This window comes from Tabrizicola sp., assembly GCF_041913445.1.
Taxonomy (GTDB): Bacteria; Pseudomonadota; Alphaproteobacteria; order Rhodobacterales; family Rhodobacteraceae; genus Tabrizicola.
The window spans coordinates 1-17,442 of the sequence record NZ_JAYSFG010000006.1 but is presented as its reverse complement, the minus strand read 5'-3'; the positions used below and the strand labels follow the sequence as shown (position 1 = coordinate 17,442).

Genomic DNA, 17,442 nt, shown 5'->3' with positions numbered 1-17,442 from the left:
CTAACCCTTCGGCGCCATCCTCGCCTGCACCGTGGGCAGGGTGATCCGCACCGCCAGTCCGCCAAGCGCCGCGCTGTCTTCCAGCGCGATCGTCGCCCCATAGGCCTGCAAAAGATCGCTTGCGATCGCCAGACCAAGTCCGGTTCCGGGCTTCGAGGTGTCCAGCCGTGCGCCGGACCGCATCGCCTCGACCCGGTCGGCCGCGGGGATGCCCGGACCGTCGTCCTCGATCAGCACCTCGATCCCCTGAGGCCGCCTACGGGCCGTAAGCGCAATGCCCGACCGGCACCACTTCAGGGCATTGTCCAAGAGATTGCCCAGCACCTCCTCGATGTCCTGGGCGTCCATCCGGACCGTGAGGCCCGGCTCGCAGGAGAGGCTGATCGACTTGCCCTCCCGCCTTGCCATCATTCCGAACATGCGGCCGAACCGGTCCACCGAATGGCTGAGGTCGGTCCGCACCTGCGTCGCCTCACCCGAGTTCGCCGCGCGAAGGCGTGCCAGCGACCGGCCAAGCTGGGCGTCCACCCGGTCCAGCGCCTCCAGCGCCTTGTCCATGTCATGCGACCCCTCGGCCAGCAGCGTCAGTTCGTTGCGCAGGATGGCGCTTGGCGTCTTCAGCGCATGGGCGAGGTCCGCCGCCTGCCGCCGGGACCGGCTGATGATCTCGCGGTTGCGCGCCAGAAGTCCGTTGATGTCGGCGACGAGCGGCGCCACTTCCTCGGGGTAGTCCGCCTCGCTCAGCTCCTCGTCCCTGTCCCAGCGTTGCGCCACGTCCCGGCGCAGCCGGTTCAACGGGCCGATGATCGTTGCGGTCTGGAACAGCACGCTCGCCATGCCGATCAGCGCGACCAGCGCGAAGGCCACCACCAGGCTCCTGCGCGTCTCCACCCGTTCGGCGTTCAGCTCCGCCACGGTCTCGGCCACGGTCACTGTCCAGGTGCTGCCATCCTCAAGCGTGATCAGCTGCTGGGCCAGGCGGACCTCCTCGACCTCGGGGTTCGCCGCATAGCGGATGTCAAGGGCCGGGGTCGCCTGCGCGGATCCGGGCAGGGTCGCGTCAAGCAGCGAGCCAGAGGTGAAGATTTCTCCATCCGGCCCGGTGACCTGCCAATAGCGACCAGAAAAGGGGGTCTGGTAGGCCGGGTCGAACAGCAGCTCTGACAGAAGCCCGGGGTTGTCCGAGACCGAGCTCAACGCGGCGACCAACCGCGTGTGCTTTTCGACCAGCGCCGTGTCGAACCGCAAAAGGACGCGCTGGTTCAGGAAGGAGTAAAGCAGGAATGTCCCGACGGTCAGCGAGACCAGCGCCGCAATGCCGCCGCTGATCCAGGCCCGTTTCCGCAGGGAAAGCATCAGGGCGCGTCGATCATGTATCCGCGGCCGCGCATGGTCTGGATAAGCTCGGGGCCAAGTTTCTTGCGCAGCCGGTTGATGAAGACCGCGATGGTATTGGAGTCGCGGTCGCCATCGTATTCGTAGATATGTTCCGACAGTTCCGTACGCGAGATCAGCCGCCCCGCGTTGTGAATGAGATAGGTCAGGACCGCGACCTCCTGCGAGGTCAGGTCGACCGGAATCCCGTGGACTGTCGCGCGGCCATGCCGGGTGTCGAAGACGACGCCGTCACGTTCGAAAAGCGGATTGGTGCGGCCCGTGCTTCGCCGCAGGGCAGCACGCACGCGGGCCGCAAGCTCGGGCAGATGGAAGGGCTTCGTCAGATAGTCATCGGCGCCGGCGTCCAGACCGTCCACGCGGTCGGACCAGCCATCCCGCGCCGTCAGGATCAGCACCGGCGTGGTTATCCCGCCCGCACGCCATTCCTTCAGGATCGAAATGCCGTCCCTGATCGGCAGGCCGATGTCCAGGATGATCATGTCGTAGGGTTCGGTGGCGCCCAGGAAGCCGGCTTCCTGGCCATCATGGGCGACGTCGACAATCCGGCCCTCTGCAGCAAGCAGACGCTTGATCTGGTCGCACAGGACCACTTCGTCTTCGGCGAGCAAGATTCTCATGGGATCGGGAATTATCCGCTAATTTGGCAACAATTATGGCACGGATCAGTTTTTGCCGCCGCCGTTTCCACCGCCGCCGCCGCCGCCACTGCTCCCGCCGCCGCCACCGCCACCGCCGCCGCCGCCGTTCCCACCGCCGCCGCCGTTCCCGCCACCGCCACCGCCGTTGCCACCGCCGCCCGAATTGCCTCCGCTCTTATCCTTCGATCCGGCGGACTGGCTCTTGCCCTTGTTTCCTTTGCCCTTGCCACCTTCCGCGGCCGCAGCAACATCGCGACCGATGGCCGAATTCCGGCCGACCTGTTCTCCGGTGCGGGCATTTATGATGACGCTGACGACCGACCCGTTCGCCTTCTTCAGAACGATCCGGTAGAAGATGTCGTTCCGTTCGAAAGCCCGCGCCTCGATCGGCTCGCCCCCTGTGGCCTTGGCAACTGATTCGATCACGCGCTTGAGGCTGAGAACCTCTCCCGAACGCGCAACTTGGCGCAATTCGGCCGCATCCAGTTCACGGACAGTGGCCGAGAAGCCGGGGCCCGCGAAGGCCAGCATCGACAGAAGTGCCAAGGTGTGTCGAATTTTCATGATCAACATCTAGCAGATTTGACATGAACTGAAGATGAACAATTGGTTTGCGCCGAGTTAAACGCGTCTCGTGTCTATTGCCGCCATGGACCCGCGACTCGGGCTGCCGTCCGCAGTCTGTGTGCAGGCGGGTCGCCCAAACACATGAGGCAGAAGATGAAGAAGACCTCCCTGCAATTTCTGAAAGCCTGCTCGCTTTCAGTCGCCCTCCTGGGCTCGGTGGCCGTAGTGGCAGCGATGACGCACCATGACGTGGCCTTTGCCAAGTCGGGCAATGACAATGGCGGCGGCAATGGCAATGGCGGCGGCAACGGCGGCGGCAACGGGAAGGGTGGCGGCAACTCCGACAAGTCTTCCGGCAACAGCAAGGCGGACAAGGCCGACAAGAAGTCGTCCGACAGCAAGGCCACCAAGTCCAAGGAAAAGACCAAGGTGAAAGCCAAGGCAAAGGCCAAGCCGAAGAAGAAGGACCTCGCCGAAGAGCTTGGCGTGCATCCCTCGGAACTCGGCGCGCTCAACGCCGCCCATGCCAACGAGAACGCCCTGAAGAACGCCTCGCCCAATTCGCGGGTCGGGCGTATCGCCGCCTACCGCGACGCCGTTCTGGCCGGTGAGCAGCTTGCCGAGGACCTGGAACTCAAGGAAGCCGAGCTTGCCGCGCTGCCGGTGCCCGCGCGCTCGTCTAGTGAGGTCAAGACCGAACTCGATCTTGCGGCCGCCGAAACGGCCACGGCCGAGGGCATTGTGAGCGCGCTCGAAGATCAATTGGCCACCGCCGACCCGGCCGATGTCCCCTCGATCGAAGCCGATCTCGCGGCCGCGCTTGAGGATCTCGCTGCGGCAGAACAGGCCGAGGAAACCCTTCAGATCGAATATGACGCTGCCGTTGACTACGAGACCCTCGAAGCCGAAGTCGCGGATCTGACCCAGAAGGTCGAGGACCAGCCGGAACTGGAGCGTTCGCTCCTGGAAGCTGCCGCGAACAAGGAAGTGACCGACGAGGTCGAGGCGGCGGTCAAGAAGCTACTCGGCCTCTGATCTTCCGAAACCAAAGGCAAACGGCCGGCGTCTCGCCGGCCGTTTTGCATTTGTGCCTCACTGTTCCGCCTTGGCCATTCGGGCACCCTGCGGACCCAAAGCAAAAAGGCCACCCCCGTCCCGGGGTGGCCTTTCCTTTCGCAACAGAGAAGGGAACTTCAGGCTACAAAAGCCCGAGACGCAATCCGGTCGAGGGCGGCGACAACGTCCTCGACCGGCGGGAACCGCTTCAGATCCGCGGGGAACATGCTGCCCGAGGATTTCTGGCGTTTCTGAAGCGGCTGGCCATCAAAGGCCCGCAGGTCGGCAGTCAGGTACAGGCGATTTTCCTCGGTCGACGAACGCAGCATGACTTCCCCCACAGATACACACGTCGATCGCTCTTTGCGGCGGGTTACGACTCAACTTGGAATCACTGTGCCAAATCTATGTTTAACGGGTGGCAAACTTGCCGTTCATCTTCGGTTCATCTTGATCCGGCCCGCATTGCGCCACCTGTCCGCCGCAATCGCCCTTTCGGCGTGCTCCTCACTCCCCTTCCGGCCTGGCCGAAGCGGCGCCTCAAGCCACGATCTCGACCTTGTATGCGCTGGCTCCATCGCATAGTTCCCGCTTGGATTTGGCGCCCACTGTCCCCATCCTTCTTGGGCTCCCCCTGCTAAGACATCCGGCCGACGAAGACTTTCACGGCCTTTCAAGGACGAAAGACGCATGACGGCCATTGATAACAAAGCGGCAACGAAAGGGGACTCGGCAGCTCCAGCCGCCCACCGCCTCTCCGTCGCCCCGATGATGGACTGGACCGACCGCCACTGCCGCGTCTTTCATCGCCAGATGACCCGGCGAGCGATGCTTTACACCGAGATGGTCACCGCCCCCGCCGTCGTCCACGGGCCGAAGCCCCGGCTTCTCGATTATTCCTCGGTGGAACACCCAGTCGCCCTGCAGCTGGGCGGCTCCGACCCGCGCGAACTGGCCGATGCGGTGCAGATCGCGCGGCCCTGGGCCTATGACGAGATCAACCTCAACTGCGGCTGCCCCTCGGACCGCGTGCAGTCGGGATGCTTCGGCGCGGTGCTGATGGAACGGCCGCAACTTGTCGCAGACTGCGTCCGCGCCATGATGGGCGAGACCGACGTGCCCGTGACGGTGAAATGCCGGATCGGCGTGGACAACCAGGACCCGGAGACCATCCTGCCGCAATTCATCGAGACGCTCGCCGGGGCAGGGGTGCGCCATATCATCATCCACGCGCGGAAAGCCTGGCTACAGGGCCTCAGCCCCAAGGAAAACCGCGAGATCCCGCCCCTGGACCACGATCTCGTGGTGCGGATGAAGCGGCAGTTCCCCGAGCTGACGGTCTGCATCAACGGCGGCATCACCAGCCTCGATCAGGCGCGGTGCTTCCTCGACCAGGGGCTCGACGGGGTGATGATCGGCCGCGCGGCCTACCACGACCCGGCCTCGGTGCTGATCGGGGCGGATGCGCTTTGGGGTGACGATCATGCCCCCGACGCAGTGGACGTCGTCAACGCCATGCGCCCCTACATCGCCGACCACCTCGCGGCAGGCGGCCGGCTCCACCAGATCACCCGGCACATGCTGGGCCTCTTCATGGGAAAACCCGGCGCCAGGGGCTGGCGCCGGGTCTTGTCCGAACAGGCCTCGCGGAACGGGGCGGGGCTCGCGGTGATCGACGCCGCCCTGGCCGAGCTTCAGGCCAGCGCCGCCGCCTGACGCGACCGCACCAGCCGCGACAGCGCCAGCACCAGCACACCACACAGCGCGATGGCGCCCAGCATCGGCGTCGCGGTCCCGTCGAAGAACGGTCCCGCGGCGACGATCATCAACCCGCCCGCCAGCATCTGCAGCGTGCCGCCCAGCGAGGAGGCGAGGCCGGCGATGTCGCCGTGTTCGTCCAGCGCCATCACCATCGCCGTCGGGATGATCAGCCCCAGGCAGGCATTGGCCAGGAATAGCCCCGCCATGCAGAGCCACAGGTTCACCACCCCCGTCAAGGCCAGCGCGAACAGCGCCACGGTGAAGACCGCGAACCCCAGCGAGGCCCAGGCCATCACCTTCGGCGCGCCATGCCGCATCCCCAAGGGACCCGCCACCTGCGACGCTCCGAAGAAGCCGATCGCGTTCACGGCGAAGGCCAGCGAAAAGCCGGTGGGCGACAGGCCGAAGGTCCCGGTGTAGACGAAGCTCGCGCTTGCGATGAAGACGAAGAAGCTCGCCATCCCGAACCCGCCCAGGAAGGTCAGCCCCATGAACAGGGGATCGGTGAACAGCACCGCCGCCCCGCGCCGCATCGCGGCAAGGTTGAAGGGCTGCCGGTCCTTGTCATGCAGCGTCTCGGGCTGGAACAGCGCCAGGATCGTCAGGCTGACCAGCGCCGCAACGACCAGCGCCCCGAAGATCGCCCGCCAGCCGAAGACCGCCATCAGCCCCGACCCCGCCAAGGGCGCCAGCATCGGCGAGACCGAAATCACCATCATCACCGCCGCCATCAGCCGCGTCGCCTGCGGACCCGTGTAGTTGTCGCGGATGATCGCCCGTGGCACCACCATCAGCGCGGCCCCGCCAAGCCCCTGGATCGCACGGCCGAGGATCAGGCCCTCGACCGTCGTCGAAAAGGTGCAGACGACCGAGCCCGCCAGGAACACGGCGATGCCGGCATAAAGCGGGGGCTTGCGGCCCGACCGGTCGGCCCAGGGGCCATAGATCAGCTGCGCAAGGCCAAAGGCGATGAAATAGGCTACGATGGTGCCCTGCATCCCCTGGACCGTGGTGCCAAGCGCCTCCCCGATCTGGGGCATCGCAGGCAGATACATGTCGATCGCGAACGGACCGACCGAAGACAAAAGCCCCAGCACCAGCGCGGGGCGCAATATACGATCAGACATCTGGAAACCTGTTCTGAAAAGCTGTCCCGACGAAGGGGCAGGGCCCGACTCGGCCGTTGGACGGGCTGCATACCATTCGGTATCCATTGCCGCCAGCCCCTTTCGGCACTGGCCAGCCCCGGACCGGCGGGCTATGTCCGGCGGGCTGCTGCCCGAGGTGCCTGATGCCCGAACTCGCCGACCTCCTGCCGATGCTTGCCGTGCTTTTGGTGATCGGCGCCTTCGCCGGCGTCGTCGGCGGCCTGTTCGGCGTGGGCGGAGGGCTCATGCTGGTCCCCGCCTTCTTCTACGCCTTCGACCATCTCGGCTACGGCGGCGACCAGTTGATGCAGGTCTGCGTGGCGACCTCGATGGCGACGATCGTGATCACATCGCTCAGGTCCATCTCCGCGCACAACAAGAAGGGCGCGGTCGACTGGGAGGTGCTGAAGACCTGGGGTCCGCCCCTGGTGATCGCGGCCGCAGTGGGCACCTTCGTCGCCGGGAGAGTTTCGTCGATGACGCTCCAGGCCGTGTTCGGGGCGCTCGCGGGTGTCGCGGGGCTCTGGATGGCCTTCGGTCGCGACAGCTGGCGGCTTGGGCATGCCATGCCCGGCCAGCCGGTGCGCAGCCTTCTGGCCGCGGCGGTCGGCTTCTTCTCGGCGATGATGGGCATCGGTGGCGGCACCTTCGGTGTGCCGCTGATGACGCTCTACAACACGCCGATCCACCGCGCCGTCGCCACCGCCTCGGGCTTCGGTGTGCTGATCGCCGTGCCCTCGGTCCTGGGTTTCCTGCTCCTGACGGTAAAGGATGCGCCGCCCTACACGGTCGGTGCCGTCAACCTGCCCGCCTTCCTGGTCGTCATCGGCACCACTCTGCTGACCACGCCCCTGGGCGTGCGCCTGGCCCATGCGATGAACCCCAGGCCCCTGAAGCGCGCCTTCGCCGTCTTCCTGACGCTTGTCGCGCTGAACATGCTGCGGAAGGTCGTCGGATGGTAGGGCAGGGCTGGCAGAAGCTTGGCCCTCACCCCGCCATCGCCGCCTGGGCCGCCGCCGCGCGGACTGCGGCCCTCCAGCATCTCGCCACGACGGACGAGACCTGGCGCTGCGGCGGCACCTGGTTCGTGGGTGTCGATGCGCTGCCGAACGGAACCGACGGCAGCATTGGCGGCATCCCCTTCCCTTGGGACGCCCTGCCACTGGCCCCCGAACCCCTGCACCGCGCCCAGCTTTCCATCATCCGCCCCGGCTACCCCCAGCCCTCGCCCGAGGAGACCCCCGCCGCCTTCGCCTTCCGCCGTGACCGCGACGCGGCCCATCTCGACGGCCTCCTCCCCATCGGCCCCGAGAAGCGCCGGATGGTGAAGGAACCCCATGCCTGGATCCTCGGCCTGCCGCTCAACGAAGCCACGGCGTCACCGCTCACGGTCTGGGAAGGAAGTCACGAAATCCTTCGCGCGGCACTCCTCAAGGCCCTCGCCCCACATCCGCCGGAAAGCTGGGGCGACATCGACATCACCCCTGAATACCAGCAGGCCCGGCGCGAAATCTTCGCCACCTGCCGGCGCATCGAACTCCCCGCAAAACCCGGCGAAGCCACGCTCCTTCACCGCCTCACCCTGCACGGCGTCGCCGCGTGGAAACCGGGCAACGCCGCACCCCCGGAAGGCCGGATGATCGCCTATCTCCGCCCGCAAATGCCGACCGTCCACCAGTGGCTCACGGCCCCCTGATTTCATCTTTGCCCAAATATCCTGGGGGTCTGGGGGTGAAACCCCCAGCCGGAGACAAGCGGGCGCAGTCCCGCGCAGGCGACCTAAGGATTCCGTGCCGAAGGCACTCCGCCTGATCAGCGCTCCAGCCGGGCCATCCGCCCGCCGCGACGCTTGGCCAGACGGGGCGCGCGCGAGGGAAGCTCTTCCATCAAGGCCGCCCGCTCTTCATGGGTCATCCGCGACCAGCCCGAGATCTCGTCGATCGACCGGAAGCAGCCGACGCAGATCCGCTCCTCGGGATGCACGACGCAGAGCTTCACGCAAGGCGAGGCGATCTCGTCACGTTTCCAGACGTCGTCCTTCACCCCGTCACCCCTGCTCAAGTCGCGCCATCCGGTCCAGCGCGCCTTGCAGGATATAGCCCGCGGCCACCTGATCGATCACCTCTTTCCGACGCTTTCTCGACGTATCCGCCTCAAGAAGTGCCCTTTCTGCCGCAACGGTGGACAACCGCTCATCCCAGTAGCAGATCGGCAGGGCCGTAAGCTTCTCCAGGTTCCGCGCGAAAGCCTGCGTCGCCTGCACGCGCGGGCCGATGGACCCGTCCATGTTCAGCGGCAGCCCCAGCACGATCCCGGCGGCCCCGCGGGCGTCCAGAAGCGCCAGAAGCTTGCCCGCGTCGATGGTGAACTTCTCGCGCCGGATCACCTCGATCGGCGTCGCCACCTGGCGGCGCAGGTCCGAAAGCGCCACGCCGATGGTCTTGTCGCCCAGGTCCAGCCCGGCGACCGCCCGGTTCGGGGGCAGGGCGGCCAGGAAGTCCTCGACAGACCCGCAGATCACGGGTTCAGCCCCGTCTCGACCGCCGCGAGCCGCAGGAACGACAGCTCTGCCGGCCGCCCCTCGAACTTGGCCTTGGCCTCGTCGTAGATCTTCTGCGCCTCGTCCAGGCGTTCCAGGATCGCGAGCGACCGGATCAGCCGGTTCCATTCCTCGACATCGCCGCCCTCGGTCGCCAGCCGGTCCGAGAGCTGCGCCACCATGCCCTCGATCATCGCCTGCCGCTCTTCGGGCGTCATCTCCGCAGCCGCGGCCACGTCCCCGGCTGAGGGGCCCGATCCCGCGTCCGCGGGCGGGGCATAGCGGATCCCGGCCAGTTCGGCGACGTCCGCGATCTCGTCCCTAACCTGTTGCACGAAGGGCGATTCCGGGTTGCCACTTTCCGCAATCGGTCGCCAGAACTTGAAGGCATAGTCGTAGCGCCCGCCCTGCAGGAACATCTCGCCAACCAGATACCGGGAAATCTCGTTTGTCACATCCAAGGTTAGACTTTGCTTGACCTGCAGCTCCGCTTCTGGCGACACGTAGCCTTGCGCTTCCACCACAAGGGCCAGCGCCATCAGGGCATGGTCCTGCGAGGATGCCGTGTCCCCGGCCAGCGCCAGCGCTCGTTCCTGCACGCGCACCGCCTCTTGCAGGTTTCCCGCTTCGAACCTCTGCGTGAACCGGGCGCGCAAAGCCTCGGGGTCGGTCACCGCCGCCAGCTCAGTTGCCAGCCTGGCATCCAGCGCCGCATCCCGGCTTCGGCCCTGCCTCGCCAGCTCCGCCTCCTGCGAGGGCCGGTTGCGGATCCCGTCATCCAGCGCGGCAAGCCGAGGCTCCAGCGCCATGTCCGGATAGCCGGGCGCGCCAAGGCCCCAGTAGGCCGCCGCGCCCCCCGCCACGACCACGGCCACGATCACCGCAGCGAACGCGCCCGTCGGCGTCCGCCCCCCGGCGACCGACCCGGCCTTGAGCGTCTTGTCCGCCTCGATCACCCGCTTGCCGACCTCGGCCCGCAGCCGCTCGGCCTCCTCGGGCCCGATGGTGCCGCGCTGCAGGTCGCGCGCGATCTCGGCCATCTGGTCGCGGTAGACGGCCAGGTCGGCTTCGGCGCTGTTGCTTTCGGCGGGAACCCGGCGCAAGGCGCTGACCAGGATATAGGCGACCATCGCCGCCAGGGCGACGGCCACTGCCCAGAACACTCCACCTGTCATGGTGCTGGTCACTCCACCCGCTTCTCGGGGCTCGACATAGTGTTTTCGGCCCGTGCAAGAAAGGGGCATTCGGCCGCAGACCGGCGCAGACCGGCAGGGACTCGGCACCGGCGTGATCGAATGTCGCATTTTTCCCAATTGTGCCGCAGCGGGGTTCGGCTTTATCCCGCAACCGTTCCAAGACATCCCTGCCGGATTGTCCGGCGCAAACCGTCCGAGATGAGGCCCCGATGAAGCGTTATTCGGTCTTTGCCATCGCCCGCGAGGCAGCCCGCTACCACATGGGATGGGAACGCGCCTGGGCCTCGCCGGAGCCGAAGGCGTCCTACGACGCGATCATCGTGGGGGCAGGGGGCCATGGCCTTGCCACCGCCTACTACCTTGGCAAGAACTTCGGCATCACCAATGTCGCCATCATCGAAAAGGGCTGGCTCGGCGGCGGCAACACGGGCCGCAACACCACGATCATCCGCTCGAACTACCTCCAGGACCCCTCGGCCGCGATCTACGAGAAAGCCCGGTCCCTGTATGAAACGCTCAGCCAGGAGCTGAACTACAACGTCATGTTCAGCCCCCGCGGCCTTCTGATGCTGGGCCAGACCCATCACGAGGTGCGGGGCTACCTGCGCACGGTCCACGCTAATGCGCTGCAAGGCGTGCAGACCGAATGGATCTCGCCCCAGCGCGTCAAGGAACTGGTCCCGATCATCAACATCGATGGCCCGCGCTACCCGATCCTCGGCGCGCTCTACCAGGCCCGCGGCGGCACCGCCCGCCACGACGCCGTCGCCTGGGGCTATGCCCGCGCCTGCTCGGCGATGGGGATGCACGTCATCCAGAACTGCGAAGTGAAGGGCGTCCGGTCGGAAAACGGCAATGTGACCGGTATCGATACGACGAAGGGCTTCATCGGCTGCAAGAAGCTCGGCATGGTCGTCGCCGGCCACTCGGGCCAGCTAGCCGAGATGGCGGGCTTCCGCCTGCCCATCGAAGCGGTGGCGCTGCAGGCCCTCGTCTCGGAACCGATCAAACCCTGCATGGACGTGGTCGTCATGGCCAATACCGTCCACGGCTACATGTCGCAATCCGACAAGGGCGAGATGGTGATCGGCGGCGGCACCGACGGCTTCAACAACTACACCCAGCGCGGCAGCTTCCACCACATCGAGGAAACCCTCCGCGCCCTGGTCGAAACCTTCCCGATGATCTCGCGCCTCAAGATGCTGCGCCAGTGGGGCGGGATCGTCGACATGACCGGCGACCGCTCGCCGCTGATCTCCAAGACCCCGCTGGGCAACTGCTTCATCAACTGCGGCTGGGGCACCGGCGGGTTCAAGGCGATCCCCGGCTCGGGCTGGGCGATGGCGGAACTGATGGCCAAGGGCGAGCCTGGCCCGCTTGCGGCGGAATTCAGCATGTGGCGCTTCAAGGAAGGCCAGTTCATCGACGAATCCGTCGCCGCCGGGGTGGCGCACTGATGACCCGGGGTCGGCAACTCCCTGCCGATCGTCTGCGCGGGTGGAACCCTCCGCCCGTGGACCTCGTTTCCATGCCAGATTGCAACAGCATGGAGACACTCCAATGGCCGACCAATACAACGACAAGACCTACGTCCGCGAAACCCGGACCGAACCCTCCTCCGGCGGCAGCATGGCGCTCATCGTCGGCGGCCTCGTCGTCGCCGTGGGCTTCATCCTCTGGCTCGTCTTCGGCGGTGACGGCCCGTCGACCGTCTCGACCGACCCTGCGGCTGACACCACCAACGTCACCGTTCAGCCCACCGAACCGGCCGACAGCACGACCAACGTCACCATCGACGCCGACGAACCGGCTGCCGAGCCTGTCGCCCCGGCCGAGCCTGCGCCTGCCGAGCCGGTCGAGACCGCTCCGGCCGAGCCTGCTCCGGCTGAACCGGCCGAGCCTGCCACCAACCCGTAACACGGGCATTTCCGGTGCGCGTCACGCAGCGCGCGCCCCTCTCTTCCGGCCAGGGACACGACAGGATCGTGCCCCTGGCCTTTTCATGCCGGACGCGCGTCACCCGCTCTCTCCGGAACCCGCGCGCAGCCTCGTCCCCGCCATTGCCCGGCAGGCTGCAGCGATCATTGCCCCGCAAAGGCCCCCCATGCCCCGCCCAGGGCGCGTCGCCCGCATGGTCGGCACGCTCTCGTCGCGAAGAATGACCCCCGCATATCCGGAAAGACCCTCATGCTGATCCTTGAATGCCCCTACTGCGGCGTGAAGGCCGAAGAGACCGAACTCTCGCCCGGCTACGAGGCGCATCTGAAACGCTTCGGCCCCGGTTCCTCGCCCGAGGAGTTCGAGGCCTACATGTTCGCCCGGAAGAACCCCAAGGGCGTCCATTTCGAACGCTGGCGCCACACTTACGGCTGCGGCAAGTGGTTCCTCGCCGCCCGCTGCACCGCCACGCTCGAGGTGTTCGGGACCTATCCCGCGCAGGTCTCCGAACCGCCTGCCGACATCATCGCGAAGATCCAGGCCCGCCGGCCTGACTGGAAGGGCTACAAATGAGCACGCGTCTCGCCAAGGGCGGCCGTCTGATCAACCGGACGCAACCCGTCGAATTCTCCTTCAACGGCAAGCGCTTCAAGGGCTTCCAGGGGGATACGCTGGCCGCGGGCCTTCTGGCCAACGACCAGGTTCTCGTCGGCCGCAGCTTCAAGTACCACCGCCCGCGCGGCATCGTCGCCTCGGGGCCGGAAGAGCCGAACGCGCTGGTGAACCTCGGCTCGGGCGCGCGGCTGGAACCGAACCAGCGCACCACCACGACCGAGCTTTTCGACGGTCTGGAATGCACCTCGCAGAACCACTGGCCGAGCCTGGAGTTCGACGTGGGCGTGGTCAACAACTACGCCGCCCGCTTCATGCCCGCGGGCTTCTACTACAAGACCTTCATCCACCCGCGCCCGGCGTGGAAGCATCTGTTCGAGCCCTTCATCCGTCGTGCCGCCGGTCTGGGCAAGGCTCCCACGGAAGGCGACGCCGACCGCTATGAACAGGCCTATGCCTTCTGCGACGTCCTCGTGATCGGGGCAGGGGTCGCGGGCCTGAAGGCCGCCAAGGCGGCCGCCGACGCAGGCAACCGCGTGATCCTTCTCGAACAGCAGCCGGTCCTGGGTGGCCGCGCACCGGTGGACCAGGCCGAGGTCGACGGCAAGCCGGTCGAGGCCTGGATCTCCGCGATGGAATCCGACCTTGCCGCCCGCGACAACGTCACGATCCGCACCCGCACCTGCGGCTTCGGCGTCTATGACCACGGCTACGTGCTCGCCGACGAACGCGTCGCCGACCACACCCCCGGCGACGGGCGGCCCAAGCACCGCCTCTGGCGCATCCGCACCGGCAAGATCGTCACCGCTACGGGCGCCATCGAACGCCCGCTCTCCTTCGCGGGCAACGACATCCCCGGCGTCATGCTGGCCTCGGCCGTCCGCGACTATGTGGTGAACTACGCTGTTTCGCCCGGTGACCGGACCGTCGTCGTCACCAACAACGACAGCGCCTACCAGACAGCGCTGGCGCTGAAAGCCGCGGGCCTTGACGTGCCCGCCATCCTCGACGCCCGCGACAGCGCGACCGGGGCTCTTCCGGACGCCGCACGTGCCGCCGGAATCCGCGTCCTCACCGGCAAGGCCATCGCCAAGGTCAAGGGCGGCAAGCGCGTCACCGGCGTTGCCGTCTGCGCCCAGGCCGGCGAAGGCTCGGTCCAGGAAGAAATCGCCTGCGAGGCCGTCGCCATGTCCGGCGGCTGGTCGCCCGTCGTCCACCTGTGGAGCCATTGCGGCGGCAAGCTGACCTGGGACGAGACCATCTCGGCCTTCATTCCCGACCCCAAGCGCCCGCCGCTGAACCACGACGGCAGCGCCATGGTGGAAGTCGTCGGCTCAGCCGCCGGGGACCTGGACCTCACCGGCAGCCCGAAAGCCATCCCGCCCGTCTGGGTCATGCCGCAAGGCGCGCCGATCCAGCTGCGCAGCAAAATGTGGCTCGACTACCAGAACGACGTGAAGGTTTCCGACGTCCAACTCGCCAGCCGCGAGGGCTATGTCTCGGTCGAACACACCAAGCGCTACACCACACTTGGCATGGCGACCGACCAGGGGAAACTCTCGAACATCAACGGGTTGGCGATCCTGGCCGACAGCCTCGGCTCGGAAATACCGCAGGTCGGCACCACCACCTTCCGCCCGCCCTATACGCCCGTCACCATCGGCGCGCTGGCCGGGGAATCGCGCGGGGAAATCTTCCAACCCCTGCGCCGCACTCCGATGCACGCCCAGCACGAAGCCGCCGGGGCCTATTTCGAACCCGTCGGACTCTGGCGCCGCCCCTACTGCTTCCCGCGCGCTGGCGAGACGCACGAACAGGCCGTCCACCGCGAGGTGCTGAACACCCGCCAGAACCTCGGCCTCCTCGACGCCTCGACCCTTGGCAAGATCATCGTCAAGGGCCCCGATGCGGGCAAATTCCTCGACATGCTCTACACCGGCGTCATGTCCACGCTGCCCATCGGCAAGTGCCGCTATGGCCTCATGTGCAACGAGCAGGGCTTCCTCTCCGATGACGGCGTCGTCGCCCGCATCGACGAGGACACCTGGCTTTGCCACACCACCTCGGGCGGGGCCGACCGCATCCACGCCTGGATGGAGGACTGGCTCCAGTGCGAATGGTGGGACTGGAAGGTCTACACCGCCAACGTGACCGAGCAGTATGCGCAGGTCGCCGTCGTCGGCCCGAACGCGCGGAAACTCCTGCAAGTCCTTGGCGGCATGGATGTTTCCAAAGAGGCGCTCCCGTTCATGCAATGGGCGGACGGCAGGCTGGCCGGCTTCCCGGTCCGGGTCTACCGGATCAGCTTCTCGGGCGAGCTCTCCTACGAAATCGCTGTCCCCGCCAGCCACGGTGCCGCCTTCTGGGAGGCGTGCACAAAGGCGGGCCAGGCCCTTGGCGCGATGCCCTACGGCACCGAATGCCTCCACATCATGCGGGCCGAGAAGGGCTTCATCATGATCGGGGACGAAACCGACGGGACCGTCATCCCGCAGGACCTCGGCCTTGACTGGGCGATCTCGAAGAAGAAGGCGGACTACCTCGGCAAGCGGGGGCAGGAACGCACCTACCTCGCCAGCCCCGACCGCTGGAAACTGGTGGGCTTCGACACGCTCGACGGCTCGGTCATCCCGGACGGCAGCTACATCATCGCCGACGGGGTCAACGCCAACGGCCAGCGCAACGTGCAGGGCCGTGTCACGTCCACCTACTACTCGCCGACCCTGAAGCGCGGCATCGCGATGGGGCTGCTGAAGCACGGCCCCTCCCGCATGGGCGAGATCGTGGAGTTCAACACCGCCGCCGGTGGCACGGTGAAGGCAAAGGTCCGCGACACGGTGTTCTTCGACAAGGATGGGGAGAAGCAGAATGTCTAACCCGGTTTCGGCGCTGAACGGCGCCAGCTTCCAGGGCTTCGCCTCCATCCGCGAGTTCGGCCCCCTCGGCATGATCACGCTGCGCGCCAAGGGCGTGAAGGCGCTGGACAAGGCCGTGAAGGCCGTTACTGGGACGAAACTCCCGGCCCAGCGGCGGATCGAGGTCAACGGCGACCGCGCCTGCGGCTGGATGAGTCCGGACGAATACCTCCTGATCGTCCCCTACGCCGAGGTCCGCGACGCCCTTGCTTCGCTGGCAAAGGCGCTGGCCGGCGAACACCACCTCGCCGTCGATGTCTCGGACGCCCGCGCGGTCTTCCGGATCGAGGGCGAAAAGGCCGCCGATGTCCTGCGCAAGCTGTCGCCCGTGGACTTCGAAAAACTCGAACCCGGCGAACTCCGCCGCACCCGCGCGGCCCAGGTCGCCGCGGCGATGTGGGCGCAGGACGGCGGCTTCACGCTGGTCTGCTTCCGCTCGGTCGCCGCTTATGTCATGGGCCTCCTGACCCACTCCGCCCAGCCGGGCAGCGAGCTCTGACCCCGGATTCAGCCCGGACCCGACCGCGGCGGCGCGTCCCTTGACGGGGCCGTCGCCGTTGGCATTCACTGGCGACCATTTCCTTACGAGTGGTCCCATGTCCCTTCGCAGTCTTTTCCTTTCTGCCATTCTGATCGCTTCTCCGTCACTGTCCGAGGCCCTGACTCTGGAATGCAGGATTATCCCCTCGAATGCGGGCGGCGGCTATGTGACCGACATCTACATCCTGCAGTATGGCGAGGCTTCCGGTCAGGCGATCGTGTCCGATGCCCTGATCATGCATTACAACGACGAACAGCCGATGAAGGCCAAAGTGTCCGAGGACACCGCCCGCAAGCTGGTTTGGACCTGGCGGGTCCAGATGACCAACAGCACCGGACAGACAGCCAACATGCAGTTCCGCGCGGCCTACTTCAAAGGCGACAAGACCGTTCTGGTGCGGGCCGCCCCCGGCGGCGACTACACGAACATCTTCGAGGGCCGCGGCACGTGCAAATCCGTCTGACTTGACGGTGGTCCTGTCGGAACCCGTTCCCGCGCGGGCGGTTTCCTCTTGTCGGTTGCCCTTGACCTTCCGGCACCGAACCCTCTTATTCGTGCCAAGCAATCAACAGGAGAACTCCCATGGCCTTCACCCTTCCCGATCTGCCCTACGCCCACGACGCGCTCGCCTCGCTTGGCATGTCGAAGGAGACGCTGGAGTATCACCACGACCTCCACCACAAGGCCTATGTCGACAACGGCAACAAGCTGATCGCCGGCACCGAGTGGGAGAACAAATCCCTCGAAGACATCGTCCGCGGCACCTACCAGGCCGGCGCCGTGGCGCAGAACGGCATCTTCAACAACGCCTCGCAGCACTGGAACCACAACATGTTCTGGACCTGGATGGCCCCGGGCGAGAACAAGAAGATCCCGGGCAACCTGGAAAAGGCGCTGACCGACAGCTTCGGCTCGGTCCAGAAGTTCAAGGACGACTTCGCCGCCGCCGGTGCGGGCCAGTTCGGCTCGGGCTGGGCCTGGCTCGTCAAGGACAAGGACGGCAGCCTCAAGGTAACCAAGACCGAGAACGGCGTGAACCCGCTCTGCTTCGGCCAGACCGCGCTTCTGGGCTGCGACGTGTGGGAGCACAGCTACTACATCGACTTCCGCAACAAGCGCCCGGCCTACCTGAC

19 protein-coding genes are annotated in these 17,442 nt (G+C 66.5%); 11 read left to right on the top strand and 8 right to left on the bottom strand.

Annotated features, from left to right (window positions below; translation table 11 throughout):
• The 3 genes from ACE3Q6_RS08860 to ACE3Q6_RS08850 are packed head-to-tail and all read right to left on the bottom strand — an operon-like array spanning window position 1 to window position 2,609.
• Window positions 1–1,356, bottom strand: coding sequence for an ATP-binding protein (locus ACE3Q6_RS08860; RefSeq protein ID WP_374431163.1), 1,356 nt, complete (start codon window positions 1,354–1,356; stop codon window positions 1–3).
• Complete coding sequence (locus ACE3Q6_RS08855) at window positions 1,356–2,015, bottom strand: response regulator transcription factor (RefSeq protein ID WP_374431161.1); 660 nt, start codon at window positions 2,013–2,015, stop codon at window positions 1,356–1,358. Before ACE3Q6_RS08855 ends, ACE3Q6_RS08860 begins: the two co-directional genes overlap by 1 nt.
• 45 nt (window positions 2,016–2,060) lie before the next feature.
• Entirely contained in the window at window positions 2,061–2,609 is a 549-nt protein-coding gene (locus tag ACE3Q6_RS08850) for a PepSY domain-containing protein (protein WP_374431159.1), read from the bottom strand.
• A 147-nt stretch (window positions 2,610–2,756) separates the two neighbouring features.
• Between ACE3Q6_RS08850 and ACE3Q6_RS08845 the strand changes: the two genes are divergently transcribed.
• Window positions 2,757–3,638 carry a hypothetical protein gene (locus tag ACE3Q6_RS08845; RefSeq protein WP_374431157.1) on the top strand — a complete coding sequence of 294 codons (882 nt, stop codon included), beginning with the start codon at window positions 2,757–2,759 and terminating at the stop codon, window positions 3,636–3,638.
• Between the two features lie 158 nt (window positions 3,639–3,796).
• On the opposite strand, the gene ACE3Q6_RS08840 is transcribed toward ACE3Q6_RS08845, so the two are convergent.
• The gene (locus ACE3Q6_RS08840; protein WP_374431155.1) at window positions 3,797–3,988 is read right to left on the bottom strand and encodes a hypothetical protein; all 192 of its coding nucleotides are present in this window, start codon (window positions 3,986–3,988) and stop codon (window positions 3,797–3,799) included.
• Between the two features lie 361 nt (window positions 3,989–4,349).
• Between ACE3Q6_RS08840 and dusA the strand changes: the two genes are divergently transcribed.
• The gene (dusA, locus tag ACE3Q6_RS08835) at window positions 4,350–5,375 is read left to right on the top strand and encodes a tRNA dihydrouridine(20/20a) synthase DusA (protein WP_374431153.1); all 1,026 of its coding nucleotides are present in this window, start codon (window positions 4,350–4,352) and stop codon (window positions 5,373–5,375) included.
• Here the strand turns inward: dusA and ACE3Q6_RS08830 are convergent.
• Window positions 5,354–6,547 carry a multidrug effflux MFS transporter gene (locus ACE3Q6_RS08830; RefSeq protein WP_374431150.1) on the bottom strand — a complete coding sequence of 398 codons (1,194 nt, stop codon included), beginning with the start codon at window positions 6,545–6,547 and terminating at the stop codon, window positions 5,354–5,356. The genes dusA and ACE3Q6_RS08830 overlap by 22 nt on opposite strands.
• Window positions 6,548–6,711: 164 nt before the next feature.
• On the opposite strand from ACE3Q6_RS08830, the gene ACE3Q6_RS08825 reads away from it, so the two are divergent.
• Window positions 6,712–7,530, top strand: coding sequence for a sulfite exporter TauE/SafE family protein (locus tag ACE3Q6_RS08825; RefSeq protein ID WP_374431148.1), 819 nt, complete (start codon window positions 6,712–6,714; stop codon window positions 7,528–7,530).
• Window positions 7,524–8,264: a hypothetical protein gene (locus tag ACE3Q6_RS08820; protein WP_374431146.1), complete on the top strand. Its 741-nt coding sequence runs from the start codon at window positions 7,524–7,526 to the stop codon at window positions 8,262–8,264. Before ACE3Q6_RS08825 ends, ACE3Q6_RS08820 begins: the two co-directional genes overlap by 7 nt.
• A 116-nt stretch (window positions 8,265–8,380) precedes the next feature.
• Here the strand turns inward: ACE3Q6_RS08820 and ACE3Q6_RS08815 are convergent, their stop codons facing one another.
• Genes ACE3Q6_RS08815 through ccmI form a run of 3 tightly spaced genes read right to left on the bottom strand, consistent with a single transcriptional unit; the run spans window position 8,381 to window position 10,294 of the window.
• Entirely contained in the window at window positions 8,381–8,611 is a 231-nt protein-coding gene (locus tag ACE3Q6_RS08815; RefSeq protein WP_374431144.1) for a DUF1289 domain-containing protein, read from the bottom strand.
• A 4-nt stretch (window positions 8,612–8,615) separates the two neighbouring features.
• On the bottom strand, window positions 8,616–9,089 hold the full coding sequence (gene ruvX / locus ACE3Q6_RS08810; protein ID WP_374431141.1) for a Holliday junction resolvase RuvX: 474 nt from the start codon (window positions 9,087–9,089) through the stop codon (window positions 8,616–8,618).
• Window positions 9,086–10,294 (bottom strand): c-type cytochrome biogenesis protein CcmI, encoded by a 1,209-nt coding sequence (ccmI, locus tag ACE3Q6_RS08805; protein ID WP_374431140.1) that lies wholly within the window; start codon window positions 10,292–10,294, stop codon window positions 9,086–9,088. The genes ruvX and ccmI overlap by 4 nt, the downstream gene beginning before the upstream one ends.
• Before the next feature lie 218 nt (window positions 10,295–10,512).
• Between ccmI and ACE3Q6_RS08800 the strand changes: the two genes are divergently transcribed.
• From ACE3Q6_RS08800 to ACE3Q6_RS08770, 7 genes are all read left to right on the top strand, one after another.
• Window positions 10,513–11,760 (top strand): sarcosine oxidase subunit beta family protein, encoded by a 1,248-nt coding sequence (locus ACE3Q6_RS08800; protein ID WP_374431136.1) that lies wholly within the window; start codon window positions 10,513–10,515, stop codon window positions 11,758–11,760.
• 103 nt (window positions 11,761–11,863) lie between these two features.
• The gene (locus ACE3Q6_RS08795) at window positions 11,864–12,220 is read left to right on the top strand and encodes a hypothetical protein (RefSeq protein ID WP_374431134.1); all 357 of its coding nucleotides are present in this window, start codon (window positions 11,864–11,866) and stop codon (window positions 12,218–12,220) included.
• A gap of 270 nt (window positions 12,221–12,490) precedes the next feature.
• Window positions 12,491–12,814, top strand: a complete 324-nt coding sequence (locus ACE3Q6_RS08790) for a sarcosine oxidase subunit delta (protein ID WP_135450416.1) — start codon at window positions 12,491–12,493, stop codon at window positions 12,812–12,814.
• Window positions 12,811–15,729 carry a sarcosine oxidase subunit alpha family protein gene (locus tag ACE3Q6_RS08785; protein ID WP_374431132.1) on the top strand — a complete coding sequence of 973 codons (2,919 nt, stop codon included), beginning with the start codon at window positions 12,811–12,813 and terminating at the stop codon, window positions 15,727–15,729. The genes ACE3Q6_RS08790 and ACE3Q6_RS08785 overlap by 4 nt, the downstream gene beginning before the upstream one ends.
• On the top strand, window positions 15,722–16,267 hold the full coding sequence (locus ACE3Q6_RS08780; protein ID WP_374431129.1) for a sarcosine oxidase subunit gamma: 546 nt from the start codon (window positions 15,722–15,724) through the stop codon (window positions 16,265–16,267). Before ACE3Q6_RS08785 ends, ACE3Q6_RS08780 begins: the two co-directional genes overlap by 8 nt.
• 97 nt (window positions 16,268–16,364) lie before the next feature.
• Window positions 16,365–16,772, top strand: coding sequence for a hypothetical protein (locus tag ACE3Q6_RS08775; protein ID WP_374431127.1), 408 nt, complete (start codon window positions 16,365–16,367; stop codon window positions 16,770–16,772).
• A gap of 119 nt (window positions 16,773–16,891) precedes the next feature.
• Window positions 16,892–17,442: superoxide dismutase (locus ACE3Q6_RS08770; protein WP_374431125.1), on the top strand; the 551-nt coding region annotated here is incomplete at its 3' end.